General features: G+C 48.6%; 18 protein-coding genes and 1 pseudogene. 18 read left to right on the forward strand and 1 reads right to left on the reverse strand.

The features are described 5' to 3' along the window. The first annotated feature begins 21 nt into the window (after nt 1–21). The 7 genes from NFR99_RS02595 to NFR99_RS02625 all read left to right on the forward strand — a co-directional run bounded on the left by NFR99_RS02595 (nt 22) and on the right by NFR99_RS02625 (nt 4857). On the forward strand, nt 22–843 hold the full coding sequence (locus NFR99_RS02595; RefSeq protein ID WP_251352568.1) for an MBL fold metallo-hydrolase: 822 nt from the start codon (nt 22–24) through the stop codon (nt 841–843). Between the two features lie 30 nt (nt 844–873). Next, nucleotides 874–1404 (forward strand): GNAT family N-acetyltransferase, encoded by a 531-nt coding sequence (locus NFR99_RS02600; protein WP_251352576.1) that lies wholly within the window; start codon nt 874–876, stop codon nt 1402–1404. Between the two features lie 14 nt (nt 1405–1418). Next, on the forward strand, nt 1419–1610 hold the full coding sequence (locus NFR99_RS02605; RefSeq protein ID WP_120439289.1) for a cysteine-rich KTR domain-containing protein: 192 nt from the start codon (nt 1419–1421) through the stop codon (nt 1608–1610). A gap of 489 nt (nt 1611–2099) precedes the next feature. Then, nucleotides 2100–2615 carry a sigma-70 family RNA polymerase sigma factor gene (locus NFR99_RS02610; RefSeq protein ID WP_251352578.1) on the forward strand — a complete coding sequence of 172 codons (516 nt, stop codon included), beginning with the start codon at nt 2100–2102 and terminating at the stop codon, nt 2613–2615. An 86-nt stretch (nt 2616–2701) separates the two neighbouring features. Then, the gene (locus NFR99_RS02615; protein WP_120486318.1) at nt 2702–3127 is read left to right on the forward strand and encodes an RNA polymerase sigma factor; all 426 of its coding nucleotides are present in this window, start codon (nt 2702–2704) and stop codon (nt 3125–3127) included. A gap of 82 nt (nt 3128–3209) precedes the next feature. After that, the gene (locus NFR99_RS02620) at nt 3210–3683 is read left to right on the forward strand and encodes an RNA polymerase sigma factor (RefSeq protein WP_251352580.1); all 474 of its coding nucleotides are present in this window, start codon (nt 3210–3212) and stop codon (nt 3681–3683) included. Nucleotides 3684–3834: 151 nt separating this feature from the next. Beyond that, complete coding sequence (locus tag NFR99_RS02625; RefSeq protein ID WP_251352581.1) at nt 3835–4857, forward strand: AAA family ATPase; 1023 nt, start codon at nt 3835–3837, stop codon at nt 4855–4857. A gap of 175 nt (nt 4858–5032) precedes the next feature. On the opposite strand, the gene NFR99_RS02630 is transcribed toward NFR99_RS02625, so the two are convergent. Then, entirely contained in the window at nt 5033–5302 is a 270-nt protein-coding gene (locus tag NFR99_RS02630) for a hypothetical protein (RefSeq protein ID WP_251352584.1), read from the reverse strand. On the opposite strand from NFR99_RS02630, the gene mobV reads away from it, so the two are divergent. From mobV to NFR99_RS02685, 11 genes and pseudogenes are all read left to right on the forward strand, one after another. Beyond that, entirely contained in the window at nt 5301–6266 is a 966-nt protein-coding gene (gene mobV / locus NFR99_RS02635; protein ID WP_251352586.1) for a MobV family relaxase, read from the forward strand. The genes NFR99_RS02630 and mobV overlap by 2 nt on opposite strands. A gap of 8 nt (nt 6267–6274) precedes the next feature. Then, entirely contained in the window at nt 6275–7129 is an 855-nt protein-coding gene (locus NFR99_RS02640; RefSeq protein ID WP_251352588.1) for a ParB/RepB/Spo0J family partition protein, read from the forward strand. Nucleotides 7130–7195: 66 nt separating this feature from the next. Beyond that, nucleotides 7196–7426 (forward strand): YdbC family protein, encoded by a 231-nt coding sequence (locus NFR99_RS02645; protein WP_251352596.1) that lies wholly within the window; start codon nt 7196–7198, stop codon nt 7424–7426. Between the two features lie 71 nt (nt 7427–7497). Further along, a complete protein-coding gene (locus NFR99_RS02650) occupies nt 7498–7689 on the forward strand; it encodes a stage II sporulation protein R (RefSeq protein ID WP_334301687.1) in 192 nt (63 codons plus the stop codon). Between the two features lie 54 nt (nt 7690–7743). Next, the gene (locus tag NFR99_RS02655) at nt 7744–9675 is read left to right on the forward strand and encodes a recombinase family protein (protein ID WP_251352598.1); all 1932 of its coding nucleotides are present in this window, start codon (nt 7744–7746) and stop codon (nt 9673–9675) included. Beyond that, nucleotides 9594–10586: pseudogene (locus NFR99_RS02660) on the forward strand (SNF2-related protein); the annotation flags it as partial. The gene NFR99_RS02655 and the pseudogene NFR99_RS02660, both read left to right, overlap by 82 nt. Nucleotide 10587: 1 nt before the next feature. Beyond that, nucleotides 10588–11685: a DUF3849 domain-containing protein gene (locus tag NFR99_RS02665; RefSeq protein WP_251352602.1), complete on the forward strand. Its 1098-nt coding sequence runs from the start codon at nt 10588–10590 to the stop codon at nt 11683–11685. After that, nucleotides 11685–12023 carry a plasmid mobilization protein gene (locus NFR99_RS02670; protein ID WP_251352604.1) on the forward strand — a complete coding sequence of 113 codons (339 nt, stop codon included), beginning with the start codon at nt 11685–11687 and terminating at the stop codon, nt 12021–12023. Before NFR99_RS02665 ends, NFR99_RS02670 begins: the two co-directional genes overlap by 1 nt. Nucleotides 12024–12177: 154 nt before the next feature. Beyond that, complete coding sequence (locus tag NFR99_RS02675; RefSeq protein WP_251352606.1) at nt 12178–12483, forward strand: hypothetical protein; 306 nt, start codon at nt 12178–12180, stop codon at nt 12481–12483. Further along, nucleotides 12480–12770, forward strand: coding sequence for a CD1845 family protein (locus NFR99_RS02680; RefSeq protein WP_251352608.1), 291 nt, complete (start codon nt 12480–12482; stop codon nt 12768–12770). Before NFR99_RS02675 ends, NFR99_RS02680 begins: the two co-directional genes overlap by 4 nt. A gap of 67 nt (nt 12771–12837) precedes the next feature. Continuing rightward, nucleotides 12838–14265 (forward strand): relaxase/mobilization nuclease domain-containing protein, encoded by a 1428-nt coding sequence (locus NFR99_RS02685; RefSeq protein WP_251352610.1) that lies wholly within the window; start codon nt 12838–12840, stop codon nt 14263–14265. The last annotated feature ends 52 nt before the right edge of the window (nt 14266–14317 follow it).

Below are 14317 nucleotides of genomic sequence, written 5' to 3' on the forward strand. Positions count from 1 at the left end.
GCGAAAGGCGGTGTGAAAGATTTGAAATTGAAAATTATTGGCAGCGGCGGCATGTCAATTATTCCGAGTTCATTTTGTAAATGTAAAATTTGTGAAGAAGCCAGACGAAAAGGCGGCAGGTATGAACGGTTAGGACCAAGCCTGTATATTGACGATATAAAAATGTTGATAGACACACCCGAAGATATTGCGGTAGCCTGCAACAGACAAAGAATATCGGAAGTGAAGTACCTTTCCATTTCCCATAGTGACCCAGACCATGTCAGGGGTATTCGGATTGTTGAAAAGATAGGTTGCGACTTTATTAAAGGAACGAGTATGCCTATTGGCTTTTATGCTCTTCCAGAGGTCATTAGAGATATAAACCAAATGAACCGTGACTGCTTTAAATATTATGGTGACGTTCTTCATTGTATTTCTGTTAATGAAACACCGCATATAAAAATAGATAATATTGATATAGACTTAATCAACAATAACCCAAGCCGAAACATCACTTTTTATGTTCTGAAAGAGCATGAAAAAAAGGTTATCTATGCCTGTTGCAATCCGAAACCTTTTGCTCATAATGACTTATATTTTGATGCAGATATTTTGATTATAAGCATGGTTTCTGATGATGGAATATTAAATGATGGAACGAAGCTTATGGATACGCCTTTGAAAGATGAAATATTCACTTTGGATGAGGTTATAGAACTGAAAAACTATTATAGAATCAAGAAGATTATAGTTACACATATTGATGAAATATGGGGAAAATCATATGGTTATTACAAGGAACTTGAAAAAGAACTTGATAATATTTTATTCGCTTATGATGGTATGGAAATCATGGTTTGAAAAATTAAAATTTATAAAGTGGAGGAATGAATGATGGCATATGAAGAAATACGGCTTGTAAAGCCAAGTTTAGGATTGAAAGATAAAGCGCTTGAATATCGGCAGGAGCATTTTGATTTTGGAGAACAGATAATCAATGGGAGTGAATTATTTGATAAGATTGCTTCTTATGAGGAATGGTTTAAGAAAGTCATTGCCAATGCAAGTACGGAGACTGTTGACCCTAATTGGGTTTTAACAGATACATTTTTTGCAGTTAGGGTGTCAGATAATAAAATTGTTGGCATTGTTGATTTGAGGTATCAATTAAATGATTTCCTAAAAGATTTTGGTAATTGTGGATATAGCGTAAGACCGTCAGAAAGAAGAAAAGGGTACGCTACTGAAATATTAAGACAAATATGTTTGGTTGCGAGAAAATACGGTTTGAAACAGTTGCAGTTATCAGTTGAAAAGGATAATGCTGCTTCAATAAAAACAATCGAGAAAAATGGTGGAAATTATTGTAGGAGTTTTACTTTTGATAACGAGGAAGCATATGTATATTTGATAAATCTTTGAGGAGGATATATGTCGTGTTACATAAAATAGAATGGGTATATTGTCCTATATGCGGAAACAAAACCCGTAACAAAATCAGAGAGGACACTATTTTAAAAAACTATCCTCTCTATTGTCCGAAGTGCAGACAGGAAACATTGATTGAAGTAACAAATTTGAGGATGACAGTCATCGCAGAGCCAGACGCAAAGACGCAGAGCCGATGAACTTGTGAAATAAAATCACAGTTCATTGGCTCTATTTTATTTCATAAGGTTTTAAGGCAAACGCCCACCATATAAAAAAACGGTGTTATGGTGGGCGGTATTGCTATGCCCGAAAAGACTTAACAGACACTCTCCAGACCTGTTTTCGAGTTTGGAGGGATTTTTTTATGTTCTTTTTTCGGGCAGTAATCTATCTGCTCATGCAACGCAGAATTTATCCATACATAGCATATCGGGGAATGGCAGGAAGCCAGTTAAAAAAATCCCTGCCCATGCAACGCTACTTCTCACCATGAAACCAGAAGTAGAATCTCCACTTAACAGAATTAGAATCACTCATAACCGTAGAGGTCACAGAGCCTTTGCGGTTTTTCTTTTGTCGTTTTTTATCGGAATATGCCGCAGGGCTGTTTCCGCTGTTGGCTGCCGTTCGCCGCCTTTCCCATCTAGATTTTAGCATTTTAAAAATTCAGATGGGAGGTACTTACGGTGAGATACGCACCAAGAAAAGTATATATCAAAGAAAGCGGCGGTTATGTGGAATTATCCTATACAGACTTCTGCCGCCGCAGGCAAGCCGACCAGAGTTACATGGACAAGCTGTTTATCCCCGTGCAGGGCTGTCTGCTTGAAGTTGTGCGGGAACAGTACACGGATTTCTATCGGGATAAAGAACGGTGGCGTTATCTGAAAAAACTGGACACGAACCACAAGCTGCTCTCATTGGAGGGATTTACAGACAGTGAGGGAAATGTGATTGACTTCGTTGTTGATGAAACGGTGGATGTTGCGGAAACCGTTGTCCATGCGGTGATGGTGGACAGGCTGAAAGCCGCCCTGCCTTTGTTGTCGGACAGTGAACAGACGTTGATACAAGCAATCTTCTTTGAAGAACTTTCCGAGCGGGAAGTCGGGTTGCGGTTAGGCGTGACACAGAGCGTTGTGAACAAGCGCAAAGCCAAAATCCTTGCGAAGCTGAGAAAGATAATGGAAAACAAAATTTAAGGCGTTCAGCCCCCTTGTTTTTTCCTTTGGGAAAATGAGGGGGCTTTTTCCTGCCCTCTCAATCAATTCGATTGGAGGAAATAAGGATGGCATACAACCACGGACGGGAGGACAGGAAATGGCGTATCTGGAAAGAAGCCGAGGAAAAAATTCTGCGTGAGTGCGGCGTTGATGAAGCAACCATTGAGCAAATCCGCACGGATGACAGGGCAGATTTTAATTCCAACAGGCGGTTTTACCGATGGGCGAGCGACTTCGGCGAATACCTTGAGGGCATGGCGGACAGGGAGAAGCAGGCGGAGGTAAGGTCTGTTTCTGATTTACTGGACGAGATTGAGAGCGAAAATCTGTACCTTGCCTTAATCACGGTGGACAGACGCACATTACAAATCGTCCTGCTGAAAATGCAGGGATATTCCACAAAGGAGATTGCCCCGCTTGTGCATTTAACGGCAGGGGCTATTTATGCGAGGTTAAACCATCTGCGGAAGAAGCTGCGGAAAATTTTATAAGCGTCTCATATATCCTGCTTTCCTATGGGCTATCGGGTGAGGGGCAATCCCCTCATTCAATTCTTTTCGGGAGGAAAGCAGGATGGCATATAGGGATAAGACATACACGCTTCGGGAGGAATCCACGGAAAGCGGCAAAAGGTATTTTATCAGCTTTAAGGACGGGCAGGGGGAACACCACGAACTGGAAGTGTCAGAACCGCTATTCTTTGAATTTAGGCAGATGGAAAGGAAGAACAGAAACCTTCAGCAATGGAACCAGCGGCACAGGGAGTTTAACGAGGTATGGGATGAAACGCTTTACAGACGGGCGTTGCGAGTGCCTAAGACGCTTGATGAAAGCATGATTGAAAAAGAACGGAATGAACTGTTTTACAAAGCGGTTGCACGACTGCCAGAGATACAAAGGCGGCGTTTCCTGCTCTATTACGAGTATGATTTTAATTTTTACCAAATCGGCGAAATGGAGCATTGCACAGCTTCCGCTGTCCAGAAGTCCGTTTCGGTTGCAAGGGAGAAAATTAAGGCAGAAATGAAAAAGTATCTCCAACCTTGACTGTTACCGCCCGAAAAAGGAATCCGCTTATTATCGGCATGGGGATGGCGGCATTACATACTCTCACTTTTTCCGTGGGAGTAAATCAATTTTAAGGAGGTCATGCCTATGCGCAACAAAACCAAAGACACCGCCCGAAAGGAGGAAAGCCATGCAGAAGCTTCAGACGGTCAACGCCGACACGCTCCTCTATGAGCCGCTTGAAAAACCGTCCTTTGTGGTGGACGGTCTGATACCCACGGGATTAACCCTGTTCTGCGGCTCACAGAAAATCGGCAAGAGCTGGCTCATGCTAAAGCTCTGCCTATGCGTGTCGCAGGGAATCCCCTTGTGGGATATGCCGACACAGGAGGGCGATGTGCTTTACCTCTGCCTTGAGGACACGTTCTGCCGCATCCAAGACAGGCTGTTCCGCTTGACGGATGAAGCAAGCGGGCGGCTCCATTTTGCAGTGGCGAGCGATAAGCTGTCAGACGGTCTTATCGTGCAGTTGGAGGATTATCTGAAAGAATACCCCGACAGCAGGCTCATTGTGATTGACACCTTGCAGAAAGTCCGCACCGCATCCAAAGACAACGCCTACGCAAGCGATTACGGGGACATCTCTCTTATCAAAGACTTTGCCGACAGGCACTCATTGGCGGTCATTGTTGTACACCACATCCGAAAGCAGAACGACAGCGACGTGTTCAACAAAGTGTCTGGCACGACGGGATTGACGGGGAGTGCAGATGCTACCTTTGTCCTTCAGCAGGAAAGCCGTGCGTCCAATGCCGCAAAGCTGTATGTGACGGGCAGGGACACGCCCTATCAGGAGTTCACGCTCCGCTTCCGTGATTGCAGTTGGGAACTGGTGGAGCGTAAGGAGCAGGAACAGCTTGCCAAAGAAGCGATACCAGACGTCCTTTTTCGGCTGGTGGATTTCATGCAGGACAAAGAGGAATGGACGGGAACGGCAACGGAGCTGTTAGCCGCTATGGGGGAAACGGAAACCGTCCCCACGGTGATTACGAAATGGCTCAATGAATACCGCACCACATTTTTAAGTGAGAATTGTATCGGCTACCAGTACAGCCGCAAAAAAGATGGCAGACAGATAGCCCTTGCAAGGCAGACGGGTGACAGCGGTGACAGTGATGACAGCGATATTGGGATACCCCGCCGCTGTCATTGACACCTAAAGTCATGTAAAGCTGGCGGCTCTGCCCTGCGGGTGACAGCGGTGACGGTGATGACGGCAATATTGGGATACCCCGCCGCTGTCATCCCTACGGGAGAACACCCCGTAAACGCAAAGTGCAGGCGTGGGCATTACCCGCCCTTTTCGGCTCGTAAAGCCACCCCTGCGGTCAGAAAAATCTCCCGATTTTTCCGACTGCGTTTACAGGGTGTAACACACTACACTTTGCTCCGCAAAGAGCCGTGTGCCAGACGTTCCCTCTGGACTCCCTTAAAGCAGGGCTTACGCCCTGCCCATCCTGCGCCTTGCGGCTTCGGATGGAAGAATGAGCGGTGACAGTTGGCGGCTCCCGTGGGGGTATCCCAAAATCACCGTCATCACCGTCACCGCTGTCACCCAAAGGACAGTTACCCGCCGAAGAAAGGAGGAATCCTGCCATGCCCTATGCAATCCTGCGTTTCCAGAAACGCAAGGCAGGCGGCGTTGCTGCTTGTGAACGCCACAACGAGCGGAAGAAAGAAGCCTACAAAAGCAACCCAGACATTGACGTGGGACGCTCCAAAGATAACTACCATCTTGTGAAACCGCCCCGCTACACCTACAAGAAAGAGATAAACCAAATGGTAAAAGAAGCGGGCTGTAAGGTAAGGAAAGACAGCGTGATGATGGTGGAAATGCTCATCACCGCTTCGCCTGAATTTATGAACAGCTTACCGCCCGAAGAACAAAAAGCCTATTTCCAGACGGCTCTTGACTTCATTTCAGAACGTGTAGGAAAGAAAAATATCCTCTCCGCAGTCGTCCACATGGACGAGAAAACGCCCCATATGCACCTGTGCTTTGTGCCGCTTACGCCAGACAACAAGCTGTCAGCAAAGTCTATTTTAGGCAACCAAAAGAGCCTGTCCGAATGGCAGACCGCCTACCATGAGCGGATGTCCGCACGGTGGAATCAGCTTGAGCGGGGGCAGTCCTCAATGGAAACCAAGCGCAAGCATATCCCCACATGGCTCTATAAGTTGGGCGGCAGGCTGGATAAACAGTATGAAGAAATCGTGTCTGCCCTCTCCGACATCAACGCCTTTAATGCGGGCAAGAAAAGGGATAAGGCGTTAGAATTACTCTCCGCATGGCTCCCAGACGTGGAGAAATTTTCAAAAGAAATCGGCAAACAGCAGGCGTATATTGACAGCTTAAAAGAGAGAATCGGGCAGGAATCCGATTATGCAGGGCGTATGCGTGATGAAAAGTACGAACAGGAACTAAAGGTACAGAAAGCCAACCAGAGGATATTTGAGTTGCAGAAAACCAATCAGCAGATGGAAAGGTTATTGAAAAGAATCCCACCAGAAGTATTAGAAGAATTGCAGAAAAGCAATCGGAATAGAGCGAAAGAAAGGTAGGAATGTGAATGAAGAAACAGGATTTTAAGGTATTAAAGACCGCAGATTTATATCCGTTTCCCGATAACCCGTTTCATGTAGTGGAGGACGAAATGTTATCAGAATTAGCAGAGAGTATCAAAGAGTTTGGAATCGTAACGCCGATTATCACACGCCCGAAAGAGGACGGGGACGGCTATGAAATCATTGCAGGACAGCGGCGTGTGCGTGCTTCGGAGCTTGCAGGGTTAAACACAATCCCTGCTTTTGTCCTGCCCTTAGACCGTGACCGAGCCATCATCACCCTTGTGGACAGCAATCTCCAAAGAGAAAATATCCTGCCGTCGGAGCGGGCATTTGCCTACAAGATGAAATCCGAAGCCATGAAGCGGCAGGGTTTCCGCACAGACTTAACCTCGTCACAAGTTGGGACGAAGTTGCGGACGGACGATAAAGTGGCGCAGGGCTTCGCCGTGGGCAGGATGACCGTGCAGAGATTTATCCGATTGACAGAACTGATACCGCCGATTTTGCAGATGGTGGACGAGGGGAGAATCGCCCTCACGCCTGCGGTGGAGCTGTCTTTTCTGAAGAAAGACGAGCAGGAAAACCTATTCGCCACGATGGAGAGCGAGGAAGCAACGCCCTCACTCTCACAGGCACAGCGGATGAAAAGCCTAAGCCAGAGCGGGTGGCTTGACATGGATACCATCTTTGCGATTATGACGGAGGAAAAGGGAAACCAGAAAGAAACCATGAAAATCGGTATGGAGCGGTTGAAGAAATACTTCCCGAAAGGAACAACGCCGAAGCAGATGGAGGACACCATCATCAAACTTTTGGAGCGTGAATTGCAGAGGAAACGGGGCAGGGAAAGCCGCTAATCTTCTCTTTTCGGGAGGTAAATAGAAACTCTGGATAGATAAAAAAGCAGAAAGGTGAGACAGGAAATGAAAGATATTCAATATGAGATTGTAAAGGAAATCGCCGTGTTGTCTACGAGTGATAGCGGCTACACAAAGGAAATCAATTTAATCTCATGGAACGGGAAAGAGCCGAAATACGACATCCGCAGCTTTTCCCCCAACCGTGAGAAGTGCGGAAAGGGAATCACGTTGACCGCCGATGAAGCGGCGGCTCTCCTTAAAGCATTACAGAAAGAATTGAACAGCGGGGATTAATTGTGTGTGATAGGCAGGGTGGGAGCATTTTTATATACTCCACTGCCCTGTCTGGAAAGGAAGATTTGAGTATGGGCGAGGATAAGAAAGCAAGCAGAAAGAGAAAGCGCATTGTGGCAAGACAGCCAGTGCAGATGATTGTCAGCCGTGAATATGTCGGCACACAGACTGTTGCCGAAGCGTTTATCCCTATTATCTCTGAGGACATCCGAAAGAGCATTGCGGGAAATGACACCTTCGACAATGAGGGTATATCCGCTTAGAATGTACGCAATGGAACATGAAATTGAGTAGAGCAAAGACGGAGGTTTAACAGTATGGCAGGGATAAAAATGGGGAATCAGATTTATGAAGTCGGCATTTACTGCCGCTTGTCAAAGGACGATGGAACGGAAAATGAAAGTGCGAGCATTGCCACGCAGAAATCCATCCTCACGGATTATGTGAAAAAGCAGGGCTGGCACTTAGCAAAAACGTATGTGGACGACGGTTATTCTGGTACGAATTTTCAAAGACCGAGCTTCCAGAACATGATTAAGGACATTGAAAACGGGCTGATAAACTGCGTGATTACGAAAGATTTATCCCGTCTGGGGAGGAATTATCTTGACTGCGGATTATATCTGGAAGTCTTTTTCCCAGAGCATAATGTGAGGTATATTGCAGTCAATGACGGCGTGGACACGCTCAATAAATCGGCGATGGACATCACCCCATTCCGCAATATCCTCAATGAAATGTATTCTGCTGATGTGTCGGTCAAAATAAAATCGGCGTACCGTGCGAGGTTTCAGCAGGGGAAATTCATGGGAACGTATGCGCCCTATGGATATATTAAAGACCCTGCCGACCACAACCATCTGCTGATTGACGATAAGGTGGCGCACGTTGTAAGGGAGATATTCGACCTTGCGCTTGCGGGAAATGGAATCGCCAAAATCCGCAAGCACATCAATAAACAGCACGTCTTGCGCCCTGCCGCTTATGCGGCGGAGCAGGGGGCGGCAGGCTATGAGCGGTACTTTGAGGGTAACGAGGAAAACCGCTATATCTGGAGCGAGAACAGCGTGAGGGGCATTTTAAGAAGCCCTATCTATGCGGGAAACCTTGCAGGCTACAAGCGGATTGCCGCCAACATGAAAAGCAAGAAACGCCCCTCTAAGCTGCCCGAAGAATGGGAAGTGATACCCGATACCCATGAGGGGATAGTCACGCAGGAGGAATTTGACACCGTACAGCAGCTTATGACGAGCCGCAGGAGGGAACAGAACGCAGGGGGATTTGAGAATATCTTTGCAGGCGTTATCAAGTGTGCGGACTGCGGCTATGCCCTGCGGGCTATGAGCGCAAACAGGAGGAAACGCCCCGACATTATCGACTGCGTACAATACACCTGTAATAATTATGGCAGGTACGGCAACGTCATGTGTACCGCACACGCCATCGAAGCGAGGGATTTATTCAACGCCGTCCTTGCCGACATCAACCGCTTTGCGGATATGGCGGTGAATGACGAGCGGGCGGTGAGGGCGATTGAGAAGCGGCTCACGGAAACAGACCAGAGCAAGGCAAAGGTAATGGAGAAAGAACAAAAGAAGCTGAACAAACGCCTTGCGGAGCTTGACAGGCTGTTTTCCTCTCTCTATGAGGATAAGGTCATGGAGCGTATTACCGAGCGGAATTTTGAGATGATGTCGGGGAAATACCAGAAAGAACAGCTTGAAATCGAAGCGAGATTAAAAGAGGTAACGGAAACGCTCAACGAAAGTTACGAGAAATCGCAGGGAATCCGTGATTTCCTTTCCCTTATCCGCAACTATCAAGGCTTAAAGGAACTGGACGCAACAGTAGTAAATGCGCTGATAGACAAGATATTTGTTTCGGAGCGTGAGAAAATGGCAGACGGAACGGTTAGGCAGGAAATCAAGATTTACTATAAATTCATCGGCTTTGTCGGTGAATTACATATCACACCCACGAAGCGGTGGACAGCGTTACCCGCTAAATACTGTACGGTGTGCGGCATTGAATACGTCCCCGGCTCTGGCATATCGAAGTATTGTCCCGTTTGTGCCAAGAAGATACAGAGGGAGAAGTCAAACGAGTGTAAACGCAGGAGCAGGGAGCAGAAAAGGATGGTATGTATTGAACTGTCCGCAAAAAATGACCGACTGACTTGGAACAGCGAAAGGGGCGTATTGTCCGGCAGGGAAATAAAAATAAGATTGTCCATATCTACCGGTATGTAACGGAAGGAACCTTCGACAGCTATCTCTGGCAGACCGTGGAGAACAAGCAGAAGTTTATCTCCCAGATCATGACCTCAAAATCGCCGGTACGCTCCTGTGAGGATATAGACGAGACTGCCTTATCCTATGCGGAGATCAAGGCTCTGTGCGCGGGAGACCCAAGAATCAAGGAAAAGATGGATTTGGATATTGAAGTATCACGGCTGAAATTGTTAAAAGCCAACCACCAGAGCCAGCAATACCGGCTGGAAGATAGTTTATTAAAATACTTCCCGGAACAGATCGAACAGAACAAAGGATTTATTGCCGGGTTAAAACAGGATATGGAGACACTGGCCGCCAACCAGCCACCGGAGGGTGGATTTGCCGGGATGGTGATCCGGGGCGATACCCTGACAGACAAGGACAACGCCGGGGCCGCCATCTTAGAAGCCTGCAAGGAGCTGAAAAGCGGGGACACGGTGGAGATCGGCAGCTACCGGGGCTTAAACATGAGCCTCTCCTTTAACGGGTTTCATGTGGATTTGATCTTAAAAGGAGCTATGACCCACCAGACAGAATTGGGAACCGATGCCCGCGGCAACCTGGCCCGCATCGACCATGCGCTGGAGGCCGTTCCTGACCGCCTCCAATCCGTACAAACCCAGCTTGACAACCTCTACCAGCAGCAGGCCGCGGCAAAGGCGGAGCTGGGGAAACCCTTCCTTCAGGAGACAGAGCTTCAGGAAAAAAGCGACCGCCTTGCACAGCTCAATGCCCTCCTGGATATAGATACCAAGTGTCCCATCCCCCAGGCTTCCAAGCGGCTGCCAAAAGCAGAACGGCCCTCTGTCCTGGATAAATTAAAAACAACACCGCCTGTCCGCAGTATGCCGGACAAGGCCCATAAAAAAGAAACGGAGGTAAGATAACATGACGAACGCAGAACGTAATACTGCTCTCTATGAAAAAATGTTTGCGGAACAGGAAACTTACCGGAGCTGGCTTTTGCAGCAGCCGCCGGAGGAAATCTTAAAACACACTTATGAGTATACCGTGCGGGAAGATGTGCTGCTGTCTCTGGAATACCATGATCTGACAGATGCCCAGGCCGACGCCCTGTTAAAGTCTCCCAGCCCGCTGGGAGATATATTTAAAGAATTTGAACAGCGGGAAACCGACTATATGGATAACGTCTTTGATTCCATGGTCTGCCGGGCGGATGCCGTGATAGAAGCCGAGGCCGAAAAGCGGCGCGTCCTTCTGGGAATGCCCGTCTATCCCTATCCGGCAGACCATGCCCTGGAACATGGAGAACTCGAACAATACCGCGCCTCCCACGAGGCCAATGTTGCCTGCAAGGAAGCCATTGAAACGGCCATCCGGGAGAATTATCATGATAACCGGCTGGGGAAAGAATCGGCACGGGAAGTCCTTGACGCTTTCGGCATGGAACGCACCATGTATGTCCTTGCCAATACTGTCCGGCATAAAGATTGGGACGGGCGTATCTCCCACAGCAACAAAGAATGGGCCAGGACAATCCCGGTTTATGAAAACAAGGATGCCTGGGGCAATGACCACAACGCTTCCTTTGTGGTGGATGCCTGCAACCCCGGCCTGACAGATATTTTTCTGAACCAGGTACGGCGGGAACAGCATCTTCGGACACCGCTGGCGGAGGAAGAAATCCAGACAGAGGCGGCGCGGCTGCTTACCGAGCTGCAGGCGCAAAAGGAGCCGAACAGCCCCCACGGGACACACTTCATGGCGCAGATCTCGCCGGACTTCCTGGCAAGAAGTTCTTCCAAAGACACCGACCGGCTCATGGCGATGCTGCCCTTCCAGTCCATGACCTTCTCCGGCCTGGATGACCGCAAAGGGCATTTTGTACTGATCTCCAAAGATGAGGACAGAAACCAGCCGTTAAAAAAGCCCCGGCGTTCCGTGCGGAAGAACCTACAGAAAACAACTGCAAAACGGGCTCCCGGCACAGCGAAAAAGAAGAAAACCGAACGGGAGACACGCTGATGGCCCACCGGAAACGGACGGTGCAGCTTCATTTCATGGTGACGGAACATGAGCGCGAACTGATCCGCCAGAAGATGGCCCAGCTTGGCACAAACAACTTAGGGGTGTACCTCCGTAAAATGGCGATTGACGGTTATATCGTCAAACTGGAGCTGCCGGAGCTTTCCGAGCTTTTATCGCTCCTGCGGCGAACCAGCAACAACGTCAACCAGATCGCCCGCCGGGTTCATGAAACCGGGAATATTTATGACACGGATTTGGGGGATATTCTCCAAAAACAGCAGGAGCTTTGGGCCGGGGTGAACGAGATATTGTCCTGCCTTGGCGGGATTCCATAAATGGGGCTTAAACCCCAAAACACGGAGGGAGAACAGCCGAAGTGCAGGCCGCTCTCCCTCCGCTTTTTCTTTTCCTGTACATCGGCAACCTTGCCGGAGGGGGAAAAGGCCGCTAAAATGTAGACAGCAATCAGGAAGGAGTGGAAAAAGAATCATGACCTTTGAACAGGTTTTTACAATCTTTAAGGACTATATGGAACAGGACAAGGAGCTGGAAGTGGTAAAGACAAAGAAGGGGTATCTGCGGATCATATGGTCTGGCGGCCTCCCCTACTGTGAGGACGGGTATCTCTGCCGGACACCGGAGGAACTGTTTGACCGGCTCCTTAGCGACTGCCAGAGTTTTCATGAAAACCGGCTGACAAAAGGATGCCGGGAGCTGACCCCGGAAGATACCGAGCGGGCAATGGAACTGTGCAGGCCCTACCTGGAAATGAGGAAGGAGGCGGAGGGACAATGAGACTGATCTTCAAGATACTGGCCATCCCGGTAGTGCTGGTGCTGACCCTGACGGTCTGGCTGTGCGCCGCGCTGCTTGACCTGTCTGCTTTTCTTTTGGGACTGGCCGGAACGGTGGTGGGCCTTATGGGGCTGGCCGTACTGATTACTTATTCCGTGAAAAACGGGATCATCCTTCTGGTGATCGCATTTCTTATCAGCCCTCTGGGACTTCCCATGCCGGCAGTCCGTATGCTGGGGCTGCTGCAAGACTTGAATTACAGGTTGAGGGATTTTATTACCGGATAACATTTGGGGCCAGCCGAAACAGGCTGGCTTTTCCTGTGAACGAAACGAAGGGAAGGAGGTTTTCACTATGGCAACGACACGCCTTATCCCCATGCACAAAATCAAGAACCAGTCCGTTGCTTACACTGTAAAAGAGCGGATTGATTATGCCGTCAATCCGGACAAGACACTTGGAACGGAATTAGTAACGGCTTATGGCTGTGATCCGGCCACCGCCGCCAACGAAATGCTGCTGACCAAACGGGCCTATGCCGATTACACCGGCAGGGAGATTCCGGGGAATGATGTACTGCTCTATCAGATCCGCCAATCTTTCAAACCGGGAGAGATCACACCAGAGCTGGCGCAAAAGATCGGATATGAGCTGGCTATGACCTGGACAAAGGGAAAGCACCAGTTTGTTGTTGCTACCCATATCGACCATGCCCATATCCACACCCACATCATTTATAATTCTACCTGCATGGACGGAAAGCATAAGTACCGGAATTTCTTCGGCTCCAGCTTTGCCCTGCGCCGGGCCAGTGACAAGCTGTGCCTGGAAAATAACCTTTCGATTGTGGAGAATCCGAAAACCGGCAAGACCCATTACGGCAAATGGCTGGGGGATAAAAAAGCTCCGTCCTTCCAGGATAAGCTCCGGCTGGCGATTGACGCAGCTCTGGCAGAAAAGCCAAAGGACTATCAAGCCTTCTTAAAACTGATGGAGGATGCCGGGTATGAATACAAGGCCGGGAAACAGCCGGGATTTAAGGGGCCGGGACAGAAAAAATTTACAAGGCTGCGTTCCCTGAAAGAAGGGTATTCAGAGGAAGACATTCTCGCTGTCATTGCAGGTAAAAAGCAGCTCTCTCCGGAACGGAAAAAAGCAAAGAAGATTCAGACCCAGGGCATCAATCTTCTGGTGGACATCCAGGCCAAACTTGCAGAGGGCAAAGGAGCCGGATATGCACGGTGGGCGCAGAGATTTAATCTAAAACAGATGGCGCAGACACTGAATTTCCTGACGGAGCATAAGCTGCTGGACTATGGGACGCTCTGCAAAAAGACAGACGAAGTTACGGCCCGGTTCCATGAGTTATCCGGCCAGATCAAGGCGGCAGAGGAACGGATGACGGAGCTGACCGCCCTGCGGAAACATATCATCAACTATGCCAAGACCCGCGAGGTTTATGTGGCCTACCGGAAAGCCGGTTATTCCAAGAAATTCCTTGCGGAGCATGAGGGGGATATTCTGCTACACAAGGCGGCGAAAAAAGCCTTTGACGAGATGGGAATCAAGAAGCTGCCAACGGTGAAAAGCATCCAGGCAGAATATGCCGGGCTGCTGGCAGAAAAGAAAACACTGTACCCTGAATACTCCGCGATCAGGCAGGAAATGAAAGACCTGCAGATGGCGAAGGCTAATGTTGCGCGGCTGCTGGGGTATGAGGAAAAAACACAAAAGAGTGAAAAGAGCAAAGAGACAGAACAGCTTTCAAATAATTCTCGCTAAAAATGAACAAGAGCATGGCCTACTATTTTTTCAGGGTCATGCTCTATTTTTG

This window comes from Hominisplanchenecus murintestinalis (genome assembly GCF_943193015.1).
Lineage (GTDB): Bacteria > Bacillota > Clostridia > Lachnospirales > Lachnospiraceae > Hominisplanchenecus_A > Hominisplanchenecus_A murintestinalis.

Coding starts and splice junctions, on each gene's coding strand:
- NFR99_RS02600 (WP_251352576.1), top strand. CDS start 874: ATGATGGCATATGAAGAAATACGGCTTGTAAAGCCAAGTTTAGGATTG.
- NFR99_RS02615 (WP_120486318.1), top strand. CDS start 2,702: ATGGCATACAACCACGGACGGGAGGACAGGAAATGGCGTATCTGGAAA.
- NFR99_RS02620 (WP_251352580.1), top strand. CDS start 3,210: ATGGCATATAGGGATAAGACATACACGCTTCGGGAGGAATCCACGGAA.
- NFR99_RS02625 (WP_251352581.1), top strand. CDS start 3,835: ATGCAGAAGCTTCAGACGGTCAACGCCGACACGCTCCTCTATGAGCCG.
- mobV (WP_251352586.1), top strand. CDS start 5,301: ATGCCCTATGCAATCCTGCGTTTCCAGAAACGCAAGGCAGGCGGCGTT.
- NFR99_RS02630 (WP_251352584.1), bottom strand. CDS start 5,302: ATGGCAGGATTCCTCCTTTCTTCGGCGGGTAACTGTCCTTTGGGTGAC.
- NFR99_RS02640 (WP_251352588.1), top strand. CDS start 6,275: ATGAAGAAACAGGATTTTAAGGTATTAAAGACCGCAGATTTATATCCG.
- NFR99_RS02645 (WP_251352596.1), top strand. CDS start 7,196: ATGAAAGATATTCAATATGAGATTGTAAAGGAAATCGCCGTGTTGTCT.
- NFR99_RS02650 (WP_334301687.1), top strand. CDS start 7,498: ATGGGCGAGGATAAGAAAGCAAGCAGAAAGAGAAAGCGCATTGTGGCA.
- NFR99_RS02655 (WP_251352598.1), top strand. CDS start 7,744: ATGGCAGGGATAAAAATGGGGAATCAGATTTATGAAGTCGGCATTTAC.
- NFR99_RS02665 (WP_251352602.1), top strand. CDS start 10,588: ATGACGAACGCAGAACGTAATACTGCTCTCTATGAAAAAATGTTTGCG.
- NFR99_RS02670 (WP_251352604.1), top strand. CDS start 11,685: ATGGCCCACCGGAAACGGACGGTGCAGCTTCATTTCATGGTGACGGAA.
- NFR99_RS02675 (WP_251352606.1), top strand. CDS start 12,178: ATGACCTTTGAACAGGTTTTTACAATCTTTAAGGACTATATGGAACAG.
- NFR99_RS02680 (WP_251352608.1), top strand. CDS start 12,480: ATGAGACTGATCTTCAAGATACTGGCCATCCCGGTAGTGCTGGTGCTG.
- NFR99_RS02685 (WP_251352610.1), top strand. CDS start 12,838: ATGGCAACGACACGCCTTATCCCCATGCACAAAATCAAGAACCAGTCC.